The sequence below is a fragment of the Actinokineospora sp. PR83 genome (assembly GCF_021056305.1).
In the GTDB taxonomy this organism is placed as follows: Bacteria; Actinomycetota; Actinomycetes; order Mycobacteriales; family Pseudonocardiaceae; genus Actinokineospora; species Actinokineospora spheciospongiae.
This window is the reverse complement of sequence record NZ_JAJCXD010000075.1, coordinates 28,612-47,547: the sequence shown is the minus strand read 5'-3', so window position 1 is coordinate 47,547 and position 18,936 is coordinate 28,612. Positions and strand designations below refer to the sequence as shown.

The 18,936-nt window shown below is 75.0% G+C and carries 15 protein-coding genes, 1 pseudogene and 1 riboswitch; of the genes and pseudogenes, 5 read left to right on the top strand and 11 right to left on the bottom strand.

The features are described 5' to 3' along the window. The 6 genes from L6E12_RS24195 to L6E12_RS24170 all read right to left on the bottom strand — a co-directional run bounded on the left by L6E12_RS24195 (window position 1) and on the right by L6E12_RS24170 (window position 8,075). Window positions 1-1,368: a GH1 family beta-glucosidase gene (locus L6E12_RS24195; RefSeq protein WP_236230221.1), complete on the bottom strand. Its 1,368-nt coding sequence runs from the start codon at window positions 1,366-1,368 to the stop codon at window positions 1-3. An 18-nt stretch (window positions 1,369-1,386) separates the two neighbouring features. Then, the gene (locus tag L6E12_RS24190) at window positions 1,387-2,646 is read right to left on the bottom strand and encodes an MFS transporter (protein WP_236230220.1); all 1,260 of its coding nucleotides are present in this window, start codon (window positions 2,644-2,646) and stop codon (window positions 1,387-1,389) included. Between the two features lie 74 nt (window positions 2,647-2,720). Next, window positions 2,721-3,932 (bottom strand): UDP-N-acetylglucosamine 2-epimerase, encoded by a 1,212-nt coding sequence (locus L6E12_RS24185; RefSeq protein WP_308075190.1) that lies wholly within the window; start codon window positions 3,930-3,932, stop codon window positions 2,721-2,723. 754 nt (window positions 3,933-4,686) lie between these two features. Next, window positions 4,687-5,340, bottom strand: coding sequence for a response regulator transcription factor (locus L6E12_RS24180; RefSeq protein WP_236230219.1), 654 nt, complete (start codon window positions 5,338-5,340; stop codon window positions 4,687-4,689). After that, on the bottom strand, window positions 5,337-7,241 hold the full coding sequence (locus L6E12_RS24175; RefSeq protein WP_236230218.1) for a GAF domain-containing protein: 1,905 nt from the start codon (window positions 7,239-7,241) through the stop codon (window positions 5,337-5,339). The genes L6E12_RS24180 and L6E12_RS24175 overlap by 4 nt, the downstream gene beginning before the upstream one ends. 264 nt (window positions 7,242-7,505) lie before the next feature. Next, window positions 7,506-8,075, bottom strand: coding sequence for a histidine phosphatase family protein (locus tag L6E12_RS24170; protein WP_236230217.1), 570 nt, complete (start codon window positions 8,073-8,075; stop codon window positions 7,506-7,508). A 59-nt stretch (window positions 8,076-8,134) separates the two neighbouring features. Next, window positions 8,135-8,270, top strand: a riboswitch (cobalamin riboswitch). Between the two features lie 37 nt (window positions 8,271-8,307). Here L6E12_RS24170 and L6E12_RS24165 point away from each other — a divergent pair. Both L6E12_RS24165 and L6E12_RS24160 read left to right on the top strand, forming a co-directional pair. Further along, on the top strand, window positions 8,308-8,520 hold the full coding sequence (locus tag L6E12_RS24165) for a CbtB-domain containing protein (protein WP_035278397.1): 213 nt from the start codon (window positions 8,308-8,310) through the stop codon (window positions 8,518-8,520). A 20-nt stretch (window positions 8,521-8,540) separates the two neighbouring features. Next, window positions 8,541-9,317, top strand: a complete 777-nt coding sequence (locus L6E12_RS24160; protein WP_236230216.1) for a CbtA family protein — start codon at window positions 8,541-8,543, stop codon at window positions 9,315-9,317. A 97-nt stretch (window positions 9,318-9,414) separates the two neighbouring features. On the opposite strand, the gene L6E12_RS24155 is transcribed toward L6E12_RS24160, so the two are convergent. Next, a complete protein-coding gene (locus L6E12_RS24155) occupies window positions 9,415-10,251 on the bottom strand; it encodes an NAD(P)H-binding protein (RefSeq protein WP_236230215.1) in 837 nt (278 codons plus the stop codon). 82 nt (window positions 10,252-10,333) lie between these two features. Between L6E12_RS24155 and L6E12_RS24150 the strand changes: the two genes are divergently transcribed. After that, window positions 10,334-11,338 (top strand): AraC family transcriptional regulator, encoded by a 1,005-nt coding sequence (locus tag L6E12_RS24150; protein WP_236230214.1) that lies wholly within the window; start codon window positions 10,334-10,336, stop codon window positions 11,336-11,338. Window positions 11,339-11,723: 385 nt separating this feature from the next. On the opposite strand, the pseudogene L6E12_RS35515 reads toward L6E12_RS24150, so the two are convergent. After that, window positions 11,724-14,108, bottom strand: a pseudogene (locus L6E12_RS35515) (FAD-binding and (Fe-S)-binding domain-containing protein); the annotation flags it as partial. Window positions 14,109-14,237: 129 nt separating this feature from the next. Between L6E12_RS35515 and L6E12_RS24140 the strand changes: the two are divergent. After that, window positions 14,238-14,447: a DUF397 domain-containing protein gene (locus L6E12_RS24140; RefSeq protein WP_236230213.1), complete on the top strand. Its 210-nt coding sequence runs from the start codon at window positions 14,238-14,240 to the stop codon at window positions 14,445-14,447. 101 nt (window positions 14,448-14,548) lie between these two features. Then, the gene (locus L6E12_RS24135; RefSeq protein WP_236230212.1) at window positions 14,549-15,385 is read left to right on the top strand and encodes a helix-turn-helix transcriptional regulator; all 837 of its coding nucleotides are present in this window, start codon (window positions 14,549-14,551) and stop codon (window positions 15,383-15,385) included. On the opposite strand, the gene L6E12_RS24130 is transcribed toward L6E12_RS24135, so the two are convergent. From L6E12_RS24130 to L6E12_RS24120, 3 genes are all read right to left on the bottom strand, one after another. Further along, window positions 15,357-16,745, bottom strand: a complete 1,389-nt coding sequence (locus L6E12_RS24130) for a cobyrinate a,c-diamide synthase (protein WP_236230211.1) — start codon at window positions 16,743-16,745, stop codon at window positions 15,357-15,359. The genes L6E12_RS24135 and L6E12_RS24130 overlap by 29 nt on opposite strands. Further along, the gene (cobO, locus tag L6E12_RS24125) at window positions 16,739-17,353 is read right to left on the bottom strand and encodes a cob(I)yrinic acid a,c-diamide adenosyltransferase (RefSeq protein ID WP_236230210.1); all 615 of its coding nucleotides are present in this window, start codon (window positions 17,351-17,353) and stop codon (window positions 16,739-16,741) included. Before cobO ends, L6E12_RS24130 begins: the two co-directional genes overlap by 7 nt. A 13-nt stretch (window positions 17,354-17,366) precedes the next feature. Then, window positions 17,367-18,936 (bottom strand): VWA domain-containing protein (locus tag L6E12_RS24120; RefSeq protein ID WP_236230209.1); only part of this gene is annotated, 1,570 nt, incomplete at its 5' end.

Below are 18,936 nucleotides of genomic sequence, written 5' to 3'. Positions count from 1 at the left end.
TCAGCGCGCCCGGCCGATCACGTCGCGGTACCAGTGGTAGGAGTCCTTCGGGGTGCGGGTCTGCGTCGCGTAGTCCACGTGGACCAGTCCGAAGCGCTCGCGGTACCCGGCCGCCCACTCGAAGTTGTCGGTGGCGGCCCAGGCGAAGTAGCCGCGCACGTCCGCGCCGTCGGCCATCGCCCGGGCCAGCGCGCGCAGGTGCCCGTCGTGGTAGGCGACGCGGTCCGGGTCGGGCACGCGGCCGTCGACCGGGTCCGGGTCGTGGTAGGAGCAGCCGGATTCGGTGATGTAGAGAGGCGGCAGCGCCTCGCCGTAGCGGTCGGTGAACATCGCGACCGTCTCGCGGAGGCCGTCGGGGACGACCGGCCAACCGAAGTCGGTCCTCGGGTACCCCTCGACGGGCCGGGGTTCGAACGGCAGTCCGGGCGGCAGCATCGCGCCTTCGACCACCGGCGTGCTGCCGCCGGTCGCCGCGCCCACCAGCGCGGGCTGGTAGTAGTTGATGCCGAACCAGTCCAGCGGCGTCGAGATGACCTCGAGGTCTTCGACCACCGGACCCGGCATCAGCGCCGCCAGCTCCGGGGCCGGGTACCGACCGCGCAGCACCGGGTCGGCGAACAACCAGTTGACCAGGGTGCTGTAGGCGTCGGCGGCGGAGACGTCCTCCTCGGCATCCGAGGCCGCCCACACCGGGCTGTGGTTGCTGGCGATGCCGATGTTCGAACAGCCCGCGGCCCGCAGCGCCTGCACCGCCAGGCCGTGGCCGAGCAACTGGTGGTGCGCGGCGGGCAGTGCCTCGAAACCCAGCTCCCGACCCGGCGCGTGCTGCCCCAGCGCGTAGCCGAACATGGTCACGACAACGGGTTCGTTCAGCGGCATCCACATCCGCACCCGGTCGTGCAGCCGCTCACCCACCACGGCGGCGTACTCGGCGAAGCGGGCCGCGGTGTCGCGCGACAGCCAGCCGCCCGCGTCCTCCAGGGCCTGCGGGGTGTCCCAGTGGAACAGGGTGGCCGCCGGGGCGATGCCCGCCGCGCACAGCTCGTCGACCAGGCGGTCGTAGAAGTCCAGCCCCGCCGGGTTGACCGCGCCCGCGCCGTCCGGCACGACCCGCGGCCAGGCGATGGAGAACCGGTACGCGCCCACCCCGAGGTCCCGCAGCAGGGCGACGTCCTCGGGGAAGCGGTGGTAGTGGTCGGCCGCGACCGCGCCGGTGTCACCGCCCTCGACCCGACCGGGTTCGGCGCAGAAGGTGTCCCAGACCGAGCGGCCGCGGCCGTCCTCGTCGACCGCTCCCTCCACCTGGTACGCCGCCGAGGCGACACCCCAGAGGAAGTCGGCCGGGAACGCGGGGAACGGCTCGGTCATCGATGGCCTCCTGCCGGTCTAGCGGACACCCCTGATCCTGTAGACCAGGGTCGCGCCCAGCAACCCCACCGCTGCCGCCACCAGGTAGAGCATCGGGTAGCCGCCCAGGTGCGCCACGATCGGCGCGGCCACCACCGGGGAGAGCACCTGCGGCAGGGTGTTGGCGATGTTGATCACCCCGAGGTCCTTGCCCCGGTCGGCCGCGGCGGGCAGCACCTGGGTGACCAGGGCGAAGTCGACCGAGGTGTAGGTGCCGAAGCCGATGCCGAGGACCCCGGCGGCCAGCACCGCGCCGGGCCAGGTCGGCCAGGCGACCATCATCGCCGAGGCCACCGCCATGATCACCCCGGAGCCCATGACGAAGATCCGCCGCCTGCCGGTGCGGTCGGACCACACGCCGCCGACGACCACCGTGGAGAGCAGGGCCACCGCGTACACCGAGGTCAGGACCAGCACCCCGCCCTCGGCGTCGGCCAGGCCGACCTCGTCCTTGAGGTAGTACAGCAGGTAGAGCAGGGCCAGGGCGTTGCCCAGGTTCATCAGGAACCGGGTCAGCCACGCCCAGCCGAAGTCGGCGCCGAACCCGCGCGGCCAGAAGCCGCGGGCGAACGCGGCGGCGTCCCACGGGGGCCGCTCGGCCCGCGTCAGCCGCACGTCGCGGCGCAGCAGCACGAACGGCACCGTCGCCAGCACCACGAACACCGCGCACGCCAGGTACCCGCCGAGCACACCGCCGGTCGCCGCGCCGCCGCTCACCGCCAGGCCGGTGCCGATGAGCACGCCCGTGGTCTGCGCCAGCCCGAACCAGCCGCCCGCCGCGCCCCGCCGGGCCACCGGCACCTGGTCGGGGATGGCCGCGGCGAGCGCGGCGAACTCGGCGTTCAGCGCCACCTGCACGACCGACCAACCGAGGACCATCCCGCCGACCGACTCCGCGGTGGCCAGCAGCACCAGCCCGATCGCCCCGCCGACCGCCCCGCCGAGCACCCACGGCAGCCGCTTGCCCCAGCGCCCGGTCGTGCGGTCCGACAGCGCCCCCCACAGCGGGTTCGCCACCATCGAGCACAGCGCCCCCACCCCCGCCACCAGCGCCAGCACCGACGCCTTCGACTCGGCGGAGACCAGTTCGGCCTGTCGGGCCAGCAGGATCTGGATCGGCCCGAAGAACCCGACGTTCACCGCCAGCGCGGCGAACGCCAACGCCGCCGTCCACCGCTTGGGCGGCGGCAGCGCCGGTGCGGCGGCGGGCGCGGAGTCCGGGCGCGCGTTCGCGGTCATGCGGCCTCCGGTGGGGACGGTCAGCGGCTCGGCGGGGCAGGACGCATCAGGATGGGTCGGCATCGGGAATCCAGTCAAGGGCGGGTGGGGACGAACTCCCCTGGTCGTTCGCGCAGGCCGAGCAGCCACTGCACGGCCTGCGCGCTGCGCGCCGCGGCCAACCCGTCCCCGAACGGGTTGCCGCCCGCCGTCCGCTGCTCCGGGATGGCCGGGCGGCGGCTGAGCACCAGCTTCTCGGTGATCCGGGCGACCACGGCGCGGTCGGCGCCCGCCGCCCACGGGTAGCCGGGGCGGTCCGGCTCGGTCCAGGTGCCGGACTCCCCGCCCACCACCAGCGCCGACACCCCGAAGCTGGGCGACTGCTCGGCCAGGGTCGCCGAGTCGGTCACCACGGCGGCGGCCGTCGACAGCAGCCCGAGCAGGCACGGCTGCGGCAGCGGGTCGGTGATCGTGACCCGCACCAGCCTGCCCAGCGCGTCCTCCGCGCGCGCCCGCAGCTCACCGGTCGCGGGCAGCACGACCTCCAGGTCCGGGGTGGCCAGCACCAGGTCGCAGATCCCGTGCAGCACCGCGTCCACCGCCGAGGCGGACCAGTTCGCCGCCTCCAGCACCACCGGCACCAACCGGCTGTACCCGGCGGCCACCGCGTCGGCCAACTGCCGCACCCGGGGATCGGCGTGCGCCACCCGCCGCTCGACGGCGTCGAGCGCCGCGTCGACGGCGGTGCTGCCCACGGTCACCACCTTGGGCCCGGTGTGCGACTCCCGCGCCAGGTTCGCCGTCGCCTCCGGCGTCGCCGCCAGGTGCAGCGAGGAAACCTGGGCGATCAACCGCCGGTGCCCCTCCTGCGGGAACGGCGCGGTCAGGTCGTACGACCGCACCCCCGCATCCAGGTGCACCACCGGCACCCGCCGCCAGAAGGCGGCCATCGCCGCGCTGAACGCCGTAGCCGAGTCCCCCTGCACCACCACCGCGTCCGGCAACCGGTCGGCGAAGGCCCGATCGAGCCCCGCGAGCAACTGAGCGGCAGCAGGGGTGGTGTGCTGCCCGTCGGCGGCCAGCGCCACGGTCACGTCGGTCCCCACCCGGAACTCCGCCAGCGCCGCCGTCGCCGCCCCCGCCCCATCCCCGCAGACCAGCACCACCGGCCGCACCCGCTCCTCGGCCGCCATGGCCCCCACGAGCGGCGCGATCCGCACCGCCGCCCCCGCGTCCCCCACCACCAGGCACACCTCGGGCACCCGACCGGGCGGGCACGGCGCGGGCAACGGGACCAGGGTGTTCACCACCGCACCCCTTCCTTCCGCCCACACCGACCTCCGTCAGCGGTATAGCGCGCGACCGACCCGACGTTACCGCCGGTCGGGGCGGGGTTCTCGGTGAAACACCCACCTGATCGGGTGGCACCCCGAACCACGCAACGCCACCCCCGTCACCCGATCGAATCCACGCGCACGATGACAGGAACCCACCCCGGAACCACCGGATCGACTCACCCCGGCCACATCGGTGACCAGCACCCCCACCAGCCCGCCATCCGGAAACTTCCGCACCCACCCAGGCCCCCAAGCCACCCACCACCCCAGACCCACCGGCGCAGCGGCCCGCCTCCGCGAACCGCCAGCCCGGCAGCCAGCCACCCGAACCCCGCCGGGCGCAGCCGCCGACCACCCCGCCAACCGCAGGCCTATCGGCCAGCCACGTCGAACTCCCGGCGCAGCCGCCAACCGGCGGCCGGGCGGCCAGCCACGCCGAACCCACCGAGCGCAGCGAAAACCAGCCGCCCTCGCAACCGCCGGCCCGGCTACGCCAATGCCCGGGTGGGTGGATGTGCTTGGGTGGGGGTAGCGATCATGTGCAAGCCTGCTTGGGCTGTGGGGCATCTTTTCGCCCCACTCGGTCACACTGGGCGCATGATCGCTGTAGGGGCCCCGCCCGAGCAGATCCACCCACCCGGGCACGCCCACAAAAATCCCGGGCTTTTAAACGCGGCACGGCCTGCCGCACAGCCACGTCAAGCGCCCCAGCGAACGCTGCAACTCACCCCTGCCCCCGCCGAGTGTTCTGCAACCGAGTCGCGTAAACAGCCGCCTCAGTCCGCCGATCGAACCCCAACTTGTGCAACAACGTCGACACGTAGTTCTTCACAGTCTTCTCCGCCAGGTACAGCGCCCCGGCGATCTGCCGGTTCGTCATCCCCTCGGCGATCAGGTCCAGGATCTTCCGCTCCTGCGGGCTCAACGTCGTGTACCGGGGGTCTTCGACCCGACCACCCCGCAGCCGATCCAGCACAGTCGCCGTCACCCCCGCGTCCAGCAGCGAGCCCCCCGCCGCGAGCGTGCGCACAGCGGAGACCAGGTCGTTGCCGCTGACCTGCTTGAGCATGTACCCGGCCGCGCCCGCCATGATCGCGCCGAACAGCGCCTCGTCGTCGGAGAACGACGTCAGCATCAGGCAGGCGGGCGGTGGGTCCACCAGGGACCGGACCTCCCGGCACACCGTGACGCCCTCGCCGTCGGGCAGCCGCACGTCCAGGATGGCCACCCTCGGTCGCACCGCCGGGATGCGCGCCAGCGCTTGCGCGGCGGTGGCGGCCTCGCCGACCACGTCGATGTCCGGCTCCACCTCCAGCAGTTGGCGCAACCCGCGCCGGACCACCTCGTGGTCGTCCAGCACGAACACCGAGATCGTCATGCGTGCCCCTCCGCCCCTCGCGCCGCCGCGGTGGACGTCCACCCCAGCGGTACCGACCAGTCCACTCTCGTCCCCCCGGCGTCGGCCGGTTCGACCACGCACCACCCGGACCAGCGCCGCGCGCGCTGGTCCATGTTCGCCAGCCCGCTGCGGTGCGCGACCCCCTCGGGCACCCCGCGGCCGTCGTCGTGCACCAGCAGTTCCAGCCGGGTCGCCCGGCGGTCCACCGCCACCGTCACCTGCACCGCCGCCGCGTCCGCGTGCCGGACCACATTGGACAGCGACTCGCGCAGGGTGGCGATCAGGTCCAGCGCGATGTCCGCGGGCACCACCGAGTCCAGCGGCCCCTCCAGCCGCACGGTCGGCTCGTAGCCCAGCGACACGGTCGCGTCGGAGATCACCCGCAGGATGTCCGAGCGCAGGCTGTACGGGCCGTTCGCGGGCTGCTGCAGGGAGAAGATGCTGCGCCGCAGTTCGCGGATGGTCTGGTCGATCTCGGCGATGAACCCGGTGATCTGCTCCGGGGTGTTGGCCGCGGCCGGGTCGCGGCGCAGCCCCTGCAACCCCAGGCCCAGCGCGAAGAGCCGCTGGATCACCAGGTCGTGCAGGTCGCGGGCGATCCGGTCGCGCTCCTCGAACAGCGCCAGCCGCTGCTTGTCCCGCTGCGCCTCGGCGAAGCCCATCGCCAGCGCGGCGTGCGTGCCGTAGTCGAGCACCATCCCCAGGTCGGACTCGTCGAACGGCGGGGCGCCGCGGTCGCGGGCCACGATCAGCACCCCGACCGGGGTGCGCCCGCCGGTGAGCGGCACCAGTACCGCCGGTCCCAGTTCGCTGATCTCCGGTGGCAGCGACCGGAACGTCTCCGCCGACCGGCTCAGCGTCGCCTCGGCGACCTCGGCGACCGACCGCGGCCTGCCGGTGCTGAACACGTCGCCGGTGAGGCTGTCGACGGTGACAATCCTGGTGCCTGCCAGCTCCTCGCGCAGTCGACCGTCCACCGCGCGCAGCACCATGTGCCCGGGGCCGTCCGGCACGGCCACGATCGCCACCGCCGCGGCCGCGATCTCCCTGGCCCGGCGCACCAGCAGCGCCAGCCCCTCGTCCTCGCCGCCCCCGCCGGTGCGCAGCACGGCGGTGACCTCGGTGGTGGCCACCAGCCAGCGCTCCCGGCGCTGGCTCAGCTCGTAGTGCCGGGCGTTGGTCACGGCCATGCCCGCCGCGGCGGCCAGCGCGACCACCACGTCCTCGTCCTCGTCGGTGAACGCCCGCCCGTCGGTCTTCTCGGCCAGGTACAGGTTGCCGTAGACCTGTTCGCGCAACCGGATCGGCACGCCGAGGAAGGAACGCATCTCCGGGTGGCCGGGCGGGAAGCCCACGGCGGCCGGGTGGCCGCGCAGCTCGTCGATCCGCAGCGGGCCGGTCTGCCTGCTCACCACGCCCAGCACGCCCCGGCCGGTGGGCATGGTGCCGATGGCGGCGCGCACGTCGTCGGGGACGCCCGAGTACAGCAGCTCGGTCAGTTCGCCGTCGGGCCCGAGCACGCCGAGCGCGCCGTAGCGGGCGCCGACCAGTTCGCAGCCCACCGCCACGATGCGGCGCAGTACGTCGGGCAAGGACAGGTCGCTGGCCACCGACAGCACCGCGCCGAGCAGGTGGCGCATCCGCTCGTGCGACATCTCCGCGGCCACGGCCCGGTCGACCAGGCCGCGGAAGAGCGCGTCGCGGGCCAGGTGCGGGCTCTCCGGTTCCGGCTCGCCGACCGGGGAACCGCCCTCCGAGTCGTCGGCCGGTCGCCGCTGCGGATCGTGGGCCCCCGGGTCGTTGTCCGCCGCGTCGTGGTTCGCGGCGGCGCCGGGCTCGGCGCCCGGTCCGCCCATGTCACCCACACCCGTGTCCAGCACGGCCTCCCACCCGTCTCGGCGAAACCGACCCCCGCGCCCGGTACGCATCGGGCGGTGGCGGCCCGGTCAGCGCCCGCGGAGGTCCAGGCGGCACGCGTTGACGCCCGTCGTGGGCGTGATCGGTGGGAAGAGGATCGCGGACTTCCCGCCGCCGCGCAAGATCGGGCGCGGAATGTCACCTCAATGCCGAGTGGTTGCCATTCGCCGGGCCACTTCTCCTTTCGGTGGGTATTTTTCGGAATTCTGGAAAGGAAGCACAAAAAGTCACTCGTCGCGCTGTTGTCCCGCCGGGCTCAGCCAGCGCAGCGCCCACCGGCCGGGGCCGCCGCGCAGCACCGTCCGCGACAGCGGCACCACGTCGATGCGCCAGTACGCGGCCGGGTCGGCGCCGAGGGCGTGCACCAGCGCCGCGCGCACCACCGACGGGTGCGTCACCGCCACCACCGGCGCCGGGTCGGCGGGTCGCTCGTCGAGCCAACCGCCCACCCTGGCCACCAGGTCGGCCAGCGACTCGCCGCCGTGCGGGGCCGCGGCCGGGTCGGTCAGCCACCGGGTCACCGCGGCGGGCTCGGCCGCCGCCACGTCGTCGAGGGTGCGCCCCCGCCAGGCGCCGAAGTCCAGGTCCCGCAACCGGTCGTCCACCGAGGCCGCCAGCCCGAGCGCGGTGGCGGTCTGCGCGCACCGGGTCTCCGGCCCACGCAGCGCCACCGCCACCCGGCCCAACCCGGCGGCGGACACCGGCCCCGGGTCCGACAGCGGCTCGTCGACCGGGAACGCCGCCACCCGGGTGGCCGCGGTGGGGCCGTGGCTGACCAGGGTCAGTCGATTACCCACCGACACCCCTTGAGCTGGACGGATGATGTTGCCCACCGCGGACGCGGGCGCGTTGACACTGCAAGCGGCGCTCCCATAGGTTTCGGGACTGACCGAGATGGTATGAGGAAGCCGGTGTGATCCCGGCACGGCCGCGCCACTGTGATGGACCGGGCAACCGCTCCGCAGTCAGACCCTCCGCCGTCGACACCCCTGGACCCGTCGGGCCGCGTGCAGCCTGAGGAGGCACCCCATGACGACGCATGCCGTCGCCACCCCCGTCCCCGTTCCCGTCAGCATCCCGGTGCGGCAGATCCTGCCGTACGCGCTCTTCGTCGGGATCATCTCGCTGATCGCGCTCTACTTCGTCGGCGCCGAGCAGGGCGCGCTCGCCGTGTTCGACGGCACCTACGTGCACGAGCTCGTCCACGACGCCCGCCACCTGCTGGGCTTCCCGTGCCACTGAGCGACACCAGGACCGACCCCGTGGCCACCTCGGCCGCGCTGAACGTCCGCTCGCTGCTCGTGTGGGGCCTGCTCGCGGGCCTGCTCGGCGGTGTCCTTGCCTTCGGGTTCGCCGAGGCGTTCGGCGAACCGTCGGTGGACACCGCCATCTCCCTGGAGGAGCAGGGCGCCGCCGCCGAGCACTCGCACGACGACGGCGCCGCGGCGGGGCACAGCCACGGCGAGGAGGACGCGGAGGAGGAGGTCGTCTCCCGGTCGTTCCAGTCCACCGGCGGCCTCGCCATCGGCACCGTCGTCTACGGGCTGGGCCTCGGCGGCCTGTTCGGGCTGGCGTTCGCCTTCGCCTACGGGCGGCTGGGCACCGCGAGCCCGCGCGGCACCGCCGTGGCGGTGCTGGGCATCGGCTACACCGCGGTCGTGCTGGTCCCGTTCCTGACCTACCCGGCGAACCCGCCCGCGGTCGGCCGGGGCGAGACCATCGGCGAGCGCACCGCCCTGTTCTTCGGCATGGTCGGCATCTCGCTGGTGCTCGCGCTGGTCGCCGTGGTCGTGGGCCGCAGGCTGACCGACCGGCTCGGCGGGTGGACCGCGGTCCTGGTCGCCGGGCTGGGCTACCTGGTGCTGGTGACGGTGGCGGCCAAGCTGCTTCCGGACTTCCAGGAGGTCCCCGACGGCTTCCCCGGCGCCACGCTGTGGGAGTTCCGGATCGCCTCGCTGGGCACCTCGGCGGTGCTGTGGGCGGGCATCGGGATCGGCTTCGCTGCGCTGCTGCACCGCGGGCTCACCCGCGCCCGCTAGACCGTTCGCACCACTGAACCCCCGTCCTCGGCGCGAGGACGGGGGTTCAGTGCTTCTCGGGGTGAAAAGCCCGGACCGCTGGTGGGTTGGTGGGAGGTCAGCGCTGCCAGGCGCCCGCTGCCGCGGCCCGCACGGCGTAGTCCTCGAAGGTCCGGGGCGCGCGCCCCAGCACGTCGGTGACCCCGTCCGCCGTCTCGGCGATCACCCCGCTCTCCATCAGCACGAACATCTCGGCGACGTGGTGGGCGTCGGCCTCGCCCCAGCCCTGCTCGACCAGCGCCGCGGTGTACTCGGCGGGGGAGACCTGCTTGTAGGTGACGGGTGTCCCGGCCGCCCGGGAGATCAGCTCGGTGGCCTCGGCGAAGGTCAGCGCGCGCGGCCCGGACAGCTCGTAGACCTTGCCCGCGTGCCCGTCGGGCTCGGTCAGCACCGTGGCCGCGACGTCGGCGACGTCCTCCAGGTCGATGAACGGCTCGGGGACCGCACCGGCCGGGAGCGCCAGCTCGCCCGCCACCAGCGGGGCGTGGAAGAGGTCCTCGTCGAAGTTCTGGTCGAAGTTCGACGGCCGCAGCACGGTCCAGTCCAGCGCCGAACCGCGCACGGCGTCCTCGGCCGAGCGCATGTCCAGCCCGAACGCGGAGTCGCCCCAGGTGTCGGCGCCGCGCCCGGAGAGCAGGACCAGCCGCCGCACGCCCGCGGCCTCGGCCCGCGCCACGAACTCGTGCACCGGCCCGGGCACCGTCGGAGCCACCACGTAGGCGGCGGTAACGCCCTCCAGCACCGCGTCCCAGCCGTCGGGGTCGGCCCAGTCGAAGCGGGTCGAGCTGGACCGGGAGGCGGCGCGCACCGGCGTGCCGCGCAGTCGCAGGCGGGCGGCGACCCGCCTGCCGGACTTGCCGGTGGCAGCGAGGACAAGAGTGGTGTCGTTGCGCATGACAGCGATTCAACGGCACCCCCTTGGACGAATCCATGGGTGAAAAGCCGAATCGCCTTTGTGATCGTCTAACCTCGGGAGGGTGGACGCGTTCGGAGACCTCTTCCGCGGGATGCGGGCCCAGGGCTCGCTGTTCGCCTGCACGACCCTGTCACCGCCCTGGTCGCTGCACTTCGTCGACGGTGCGCCGCTGACGCTGTGCACCGTCCTCGGCGGGGCGGGCTGGATCGTGCCGGAGGGCCGCCCGCCCGAGCGGTTGGGCGCGGGGGAGACGGTCATCGTGCGGGGTCCGGCGCCGTTCACCTTCGTCGACGAGGTCGGCACCACGGCCGAGCCGGTCGCCTGCGGCGAGCACTGCACGACGCCCGAGGAGGGCGGGACCCGGTACCGGCGCGGCTGGAAGGACGACAGCGGCGGCGACCCCGGGGCGGGCGCGACGACGCTGATCGTCGGCGCCTACCCGGTGCGCGGCGAGATCAGCCGCAGGCTGCTGGACGCGCTGCCGGTCGTGCTGCGCGTGGCCCCCGGCGGCGGGTCCGACGCCGTGCTGGACCACCTCGCCGCCGAGGTCGCCGTCGACACCCCGGGCCAGCAGGTGGTCCTCGACCGGTTGCTGGACTGGCTGCTGGTCTGCTCGGTGCGCGAGTACTTCGACCGCCCCGGCGGTGAACCGCCCGCCTGGTACGCCGCCCAGCGGGACCCCGTGGTCGGCGGCGCGCTGCGCCTGCTGCACGCCGAACCGGCGGCGCCGTGGACGGTCGCGGCACTGGCCGACCGGGCCGGGGTGTCGCGCTCCACCCTGGCCAAGCGGTTCGCCGACCTGGTGGGCGAACCGCCGCTGACCTACCTCACCCGCTGGCGCATGGCGCTCGCGGCGGACCTGCTGGTCGAGCGCGAGGCGACGACCGTCGCCGAGGTCGCCCGCGCGGTGGGCTACTCCGACGCGTTCGCGTTCAGCGCGGCGTTCAAGCGGACCCGGGGCATGAGTCCGAGCGAGTTCCGCCGCGCCGATCCCCTCCCGGGGTCGGGAGGTGATCGGCGAGCAGTTGCGCCAGGTGCCGGGAGTGGGCTCCGGTCAGGTCGCTGACCTGGGTGCGGCAGGAGAAGCCGTCGGCGAGGACCGGGCGGGGGCGGGCGCGCAGGGCGGGCAGGAGGGCGGTCTCGGCGACGGCCACCGACACCTCGTAGTGGCCGCGTTCGACGCCGAAGTTCCCGGCCAGGCCGCAGCAGCCGCCGACCGCCTCCACTTCCGCGCCCGCCCGGCGCAGCAGGGCGGCGTCGGTGTCCCAGCCCAGGGTGGCCCGGTGGTGGCAGTGGGGTTGGGCCACTATGTCCACATCGGACAGATCGGGTGGGGTCCAGCCGGGGGTGGCGGTCAGCAGCTCGGCGAGGGTGGTGGTGAGGGCCTTGACCCGGTGTGCCCGGGGGTCGTCGGGCAGCAGGTCGACGGCGTCACCGCGCAGGACGGCGGTGCAGGAGGGCTCCAGGCCGACGATGGGGATGCCGTCGGCGATGGCGGTCCCCAGGGCGTCGAGGGTGTAGCGGAGTTGGCGGCGGGCGCCGTCGAGCTGGCCGGTGGTGATCCAGGTGAGGCCGCAGCAGACCTGGCGGGTGGTCAGCTCCACCGCGTACCCGGCCGCCTCCAGCACCCGGACCGCGGCGACGCCGACCTCCGGGGCGAACGCCTCGGTGAACGTGTCGACCCACAGCAGCACGCGCCGACCCGACACCTCGGGGCGACCGGCGGCGAGGCGGCGGAACCGGTGCCGGGCGAAGCGGGGCAGGCCCCGGCGGCGGTCGATCCCGGCGAGGCGCTTGACCAGTGGGTTGTCCAGGACGGCGTTGGCCAGGCGGGGCAGCCTGCCCGCCACGGCGGCGGCGCGCGGGAGCCAGCCCAGGGTGTAGTGGGTGATCGGGCGCAGCCTGCGCCGGTAGCGGTGGTGCAGGACCTCGGCCTTGTAGGTGGCCATGTCCACCCCCGCCGGGCAGTCGCGGGCGCAGGCCTTGCAGGACAGGCACAGGTCCAGCGCCTCGTGCACGGCCGGGTCCGCCCAGCCGCGCACCAGCTCGCCGCGGACCATCTCCTGCAGCAGGCGGGCGCGGCCCCGGGTGGAGTGCTGCTCGGCGCCGGTGGCCAGGAACGACGGGCACATGGCGCCACCGGTCGCGGTCAGGTCCGCCCGGCAGCGGCCCACGCCGACGCAGCGGTGCACCGCCCGGGTGAGGTCGCCGGAGTCGTGCGGGAGGGCGAAACCGCCCCCGGGCACCACCGGCAGCTCCGGTCCGACGCGCAGGTCCGCGTCGACCGGGGCCGGGTCGACCAGGACACCGGGGTTGAGCCCGCCGTCGGGGTCCCACACCGCCTTGACCCGCGCCGCGACGGCCAAGGCCTCGGCGGAGTACACCCGCGACAGCAGCTCCCCGCGCGCCCGGCCGTCGCCGTGCTCCCCGGACAGCGACCCGCCGTGGGCGGCGACCAGGTCGGCGGCGTCCAGCAGGAACGCGCGGGTGCGGGCCGCGCCGCCGGGGGAGCGCAGGTCGAAGTCGAAGCGGCCGTGCACGCACCCGTCGCCGAAGTGGCCGTAGAGCAGGCCGTCGTAGTGGTGCTGCGCCAGCAGGGCGTCGAGGTCGCGCAGGTAGGCGCCCAGCCGCTCGGGCGGCACGGCGGTGTCCTCCCAGCCGGGCCAGGCGTCCGCCCCGCCCGGGGTGCGCCCGGCGAGGCCGACGCCGTCGGAGCGGATGCGCCACAGCGCGGCAATTTCACCCGCCCCGGTCAGCACCCGCCCGTCCACCGCGCCCGCCACCGCCAGGACCTCCGACGCCCGGTGCCGCGCCTCGGCCGGGGTCGCGCCGCCGGTCTCCACCAGCAGCCACCCCGCGCCGCGCGGCAGGTCCGGCACGCCCGCGCGCCCGCGCCGGGCGGTGACCACGTCGACCAGTCGCCGGTCCATGCCCTCCACCGCCAGCGGGCCCAGCGCGACCAGCGCGGGCGTCGCGTCGGCGGCGCCGGGCATGTCCGGGTAGCCCAGGACCGCCAGCGCCCGGGCCGCGGGCGCCTCGGCCAGCGCCACCGTGGCGTCGAGGACCACGGCCAGCGTGCCCTCGGAGCCGACCAGCGAGCCGACCACGTCGAAGCGCCGCTCCGGCAGCAGCGCGTCGAGCGGGTACCCGGAGGCCTGCCGGGGGAAGCGGCCGTACTCGGTGCGCACCACGGCCAGGTCGGCGCCGATGACCGCGCGCAGCCGGGCGTCGAGGTCGGGGTCGGAGGTGCCGGTGCGCCCGGCGGTGACCGGGCTGCCGTCGGCGCGCAGCAGCCGGGCGGACACGACGTTGTCACGGGTGTTGCCCCAGGCCACCGCGTGCGCGCCGCAGGCGTTGTTGCCGATCATGCCGCCGAGGGTGCAGCGGTCGGCGGTGGAGGGGTCCGGGCCGAACAGCAGCCCGTGCGGGCGCACCGCGGCCTGCAACGCCGCCTGCACCACCCCCGCCTGCGCGGTCGCGGTCCGCGCGGCCGGGTCGACGTCGGTGATCGCGGTCAGCGCGGTGAGGTCGAGCACCACCCCGGGGCCGATGGCGTTGCCCGCCACCGACGTGCCCGCCCCGCGCGCGGTGACCGGCAGCCCCAGCTCGTGGCAGCGCCCCAGCACCTCCGCCGCGTGCCCGGCGGAGGCCACCCGCACCACGGCGGCGGGCGGCACCCGGTAGTTGGAGGCGTCCGACGAGTACAGCGCCCGGGTGGCGTCGTCCACGGCGACGCACGGGCCGAGCAGCTCGCGCAGCCGGTCGAGCGGGTCCACGAACACTCCTCGCGGGTCTGCGCGCGGCTCCCGGCCGAGCCGCGCGCCGCAGGTCCCCATATGGGATCACACGCCCACCCCGCGCGGTAAAGATGATCACTATCGGTGAATGTCCACTAACTGACAGTTGTGAAGGCGATTAACCGCCTGTCACGATGGGGGCTCGGGTCGGGCTTCTGAGGGGGAGTCATGGGCAGAGGGGTCGAGTCGGCGATCGAGTCGGGGTGGGTGCGGTCGCGCCGCTGCGGGCGGCAGTTCGACTGCGTCGAGGTCAACCCGCGGGCGCCCGGCGGGGTCGCTTTCCGCGATTCCAAGGCGCCCCGCGCCGGGGTGCTGGTCGTGCGCGGTTCCGCGCTGCCTGCCCTGGTGGCCTACCTGGGGCGGAAAGAAGTCGACTAATCGCGCTCACTCGGACGAGGTTCGCGGCGCCGCATTCACTTCGCGAAGTCACTACGCTCGCCTCGGTTAATCAATTCGAGCGACATGGAGCGAGCACAAAAGTGGGATACGACACGGTGGGGCAACTCGGTCGATATCTCCGGACTCTCCGCGAGTCCGAGGGGCTGACCCAGACCCAGCTCGCGGACCGGCTCAACTGCAAGCAGAGCAAGATCAACAAACTCGAGGTCGGGGAGACCAGGGTCAACCCGGAGGACCTGAGCCGGGCGGTCGACCTGCTGCAGGCCCACGGGCCCCAGGCGGATCGGATGATCGCGCTCGCCAAGGAGCTGGACGCCACCCACCACCGGCGGCCCCGGCTCGCCGACGAGAAGTCGAACCACTTCCGCAGGCTGCGCGGCGAGGAGCAGGAGGCGGACGAGATCCTCGCCGTCACCGGCGACCGCTTCCCCGGCCTGCTGCACGCCGAGGCCTACATGCGCGACCTGTTCGCCACCGATGGCCTCGGCGACGTCGACGCGCGGGTCGCCGCGCGGGCCGAGCGCGCCGGGCTCTACGACCGCACCCCCGCGCCGCACCACCGGGTGCTGCTCGGCGAGGGCGCGCTCGTGCGGCTGGTGCGGTCCAAGCCCGCCCCGGTCGCGGCGGCGCAGTTGCGGCACCTCGTGCACCTGGTGGACCGCCACCCCGGCCTGCACCTGCGGGTGCTGGCGTTCGACGCCGACATCCCGGTGCTGCCCAACGACTTCACCGTGCTCTGCTTCCGCGACGGCAGGCCGAACCTCGGCTACCAGGAGACCCCGGTCGACGCGCGGATCATCACCAAGAAGGCCGACGTGGCCGCGCTCATCCGCGAGTGGCACGAGGTGGCCGACAAGGCGCTCAGCGAAGCGGACACCCGGGAGCTGCTCACCGCGGAGCTCGCCCGGCTGCCGTGACGAAGCGGTGGATCGCCCCGGGGTTCCCGGCCGGGTGGGTGTGCAGGTAGGACGCGTGCACGCCCTTCCGGGCGTGGCCCTCGCGGTGCGGTGCGCCGGTGGCGTCGCGCCAGGTCCAGGTGGGCGGGTCGCCGTGGGCGGGCAGGACGCGGGTGCGGTGGAACTCGTGACCGGTGACGCGGGTGCCGACCGCGTGCAGCGCGGTGTCGGCGGTGGCGACGGCCTCGCGGTAGCCCAGGGTCAGCCGCGCGGTCATCTCCGCCTCCGCGGGCAGCACCCCGCACATCGGGTGACCGTCCAGCTTGGACACCAGGTAGAGCAGGCCGCCGCACTCGGCGTGCACCGGGGCGCCGCCTGCGGCCAGGTCGGCCACGGCGTGGCGCAGGGGTTCGTTGGCGGACAGGGCTTCCGCGTGCGCCTCGGGGAAACCGCCGGGCAGCACCAGCGCGGCGGTGCCCGGGGGCAGTGCGGTGTCGTGCAGCGGGTCGACCACGGCGACCTCGGCGCCCGCCGCGCGCAGCAACTCCACGTGCTCGGCGTAGCCGAAGGTGAACGCCGGTCCACCCGCGACCGCGATCACCGGGGGGTGCGCCGCCGCGGCCGGTCCGGCGACCTCCGCCAGCTCCGCCGCCGCGTCCCACGCCGGGCCGTCGAGGTCGGGGGCCGAGCGGGCCAGCCGGACCACCGCGTCGAGGTCCACCGAGGACTCCACCAGGTCGCCCATGGCGGCCACCGCGCGCACCGCCTCGGCGCCGCGCTCCACGGCGGGCACCAGGCCCAGGTGCCGGGACGGGACGTCGACCTCGCCCGCGCGGCGGACCGCGCCCAGCACCGGCAGGCCCACGTCCAGGCACGCCTCGCGCAGCACCTCCTCGTGCCGGTCGGAGCCGACCTGGTTGAGCACCACGCCCGCGATCCGCACGCCCGGCCGGTAGGAGCGGAACCCGTGCAGCAGCGCGGCGATGCTCGTGCTCTGCCCCCGGCAGTCCACGACCAGCAGCACCGGCGCGGACACCAGCCCGGCCACGTGCGCGGTCGAGCCGAACCCGCCCGCCTCGACGTGGTGGCCGATGCGCCCGTCGAACAGGCCCATCACGCCCTCGACGACCGCGATGTCCGCACCCGCCGCGCCGTGCCGCAGCAGCGGGGCCACCCGGTGCTCGCCGACCAGGACCGGGTCGAGGTTGCGGCCGGGGCGACCGGCGGCGACGGTGTGGTAGCCGGGGTCGATGTAGTCCGGGCCCACCTTGAACGGCGCCACCCGGTGCCCGCGCCGCCGCAGGGCCGCCACCAGGCCGGTCGCGATGGTCGTCTTGCCGCTGCCGGACCCGGGGGCGGCCACGACCAGGCGGGCTACCACTCGATGCCCCGCTGGCCCTTGGTGCCCGCGTCCATCGGGTGCTTGACCTTCGTCATGTGCGTGACCAGGTCGGCGTGTTCGACGAGCGCCTCCGGGGCGTCCCGGCCGGTGATCACCACGTGCTGGTGCCCCGGCCGGTCGCGCAGGGTGGCCACGACCTCGTCCACGTCGATCCAGCCCCACTTGAGCGGGTAGGTGAACTCGTCGAGCACGTACAGGTCGTGGGTCTGCGCGGCCAGCCGCCGGGCGATCTCCGCCCAGCCCTCGCGGGCGGCGGCGGCGTGGTCGTCGGAGTCGCCCTGCTTGCGCGACCACGACCACCCGGCGCCCATCTTGTGCCACTGCACCGGGCCGCCCTCGCCGGTCTCGGCGTGCAGCCGCCCCAGCGCCAGGAACGCGTTCTCCTCGCCGACCTTCCACTTCGCCGACTTCACGAACTGGAACACCCCGATGTCCCAGCCCTGGTTCCAGCCGCGCAGCGCCAGGCCGAACGCGGCGGTGGACTTGCCCTTCATCTCCCCGGTGTGCACCACGACCAGCGGCCGGTTGCGGCGCTGGCGCGTGGTCAGCCCGTCCTGCGGCACCACCGACGGCTTGCCCTGCGGCATCGTCCGACCCCCTCTACGCGGCGCGCGCGGCGCGGACGACCCCGGCCACGGCATCGGCGGACAGTTCCTCCAGGCGCAGCCCGGTACCGCCGAGCGCGGCGCTCACCCGACCGGCCAGCCCCAGCCGCACCGGCCCGGACTCGCAGTCGACGACCACACTGGCCACGCCGTCGGCGGCCACCAGCCCGGCAGCCCGCACGGCGTCGGCCACCGCGTCGCCGCCCGGCCGGGCCGCGACGGTCGCCCGCCCGTCGGTGACGACCACCAGCAGCGCCCGGCGGCGCGGGTCGCGCAGCCGCTCCACCCGCAGCAGTTCCCGGGCCCGCAGCAGCCCGTCGGCCAGCGGGGTCCGCCCGCCCGTGCGCAGCGCCCGCAGCCGGGCCACCGCCGCCTCCACCGACGACGTCGGCGGCAGCGCCACCTCGGCCCCGGGACCGCGGAAGGTCACCAGGCCCACCTTGTCGCGGCGCTGGTAGGCGTCGCGCAGCAGGGAGATCACCGCGCCGGTCACCGCCGACATCCGCTTGCGCGCCGCCATCGACCCCGAGGCGTCGACCACGAACAGCACCAGGTTCGACTCGCGCCCCTCGCGCACCGCCCGCCGCACGTCGTCGGGCCGCACGACCAGGCCGGGGCCGCTGCGCCCGCGCACAAGCTGCATCGGCGCCGCCGCGGTCATGGTGCCGACCAGGTGGATGCCGCTGCCCTGCGACGTGGCCGCGCGCAGCGCCCGCCCGGAGCCCGCCCGGGAGCGGGACCGGCGCCCGGGAGCGCCCTCTCCGACGCCGTCGACCTGGAGCAGCCGGGCGGTGAACGCCGGGTCCGGGGTGGTGGGGGCCTGCGTGCCGCCGCCCTTGCCCTTCGGCTGGGTGTCCTGGCCTTCGGGGGCCGGACCATCGGGGGGCGGGCTGTCGGACCGGTCCGAGGAGTCGGTCGGGCCGTCGCCGGGGTCGGGCGCACCGCCGCCGGGGCCGTCCGGGCCGGGGTCAGGATCGGGGTCGGTGTCCGGGTCGGTCTGCTCGGGTTCGCCGGTCTGCTCGGCGGCGTCGCGCAGCGCCTGGTCGAGCTGGTCCTGCTCGATGCCCGGCTCGTCGAACGGGTCGCGCCTGCGCCGGTGCGGCAGCGCCAGCCGGGCGGCCACCGCCACGTCCTCCTCGGCCACCGCGTCGGCCCCGCGCCAGGCGGCGTGCGCGATCGCGGCCCTGGCGAGCACCAGGTCCGCGCGCATCCCGTCCACGTCGAACGCCGCGCACACCGCCGCGATCCGGCGCAGCTCGGTGTCCGGCAGGGCCACCCCCGGCAGCGCCGCCCGCGCCGCGGCGATCCGCGCAGCCAGGTCGGTGTCGGCCGCCGCCCAGCCCGCGGCGAACCCCGCCGGGTCGGCCTCGAACGCCAGTCGCCGCCGGATCACCTCGGTGCGGGTGTCGACGTCGCGGGCCGCGCGCACCTCCACGGTCAGCCCGAACCGGTCGAGAAGCTGCGGGCGCAGCTCGCCCTCCTCCGGGTTCATCGTCCCGACCAGCAGGAACGACGCCGCGTGCGCCACCGACACGCCCTCGCGCTCCACATGCGCGCGGCCCATG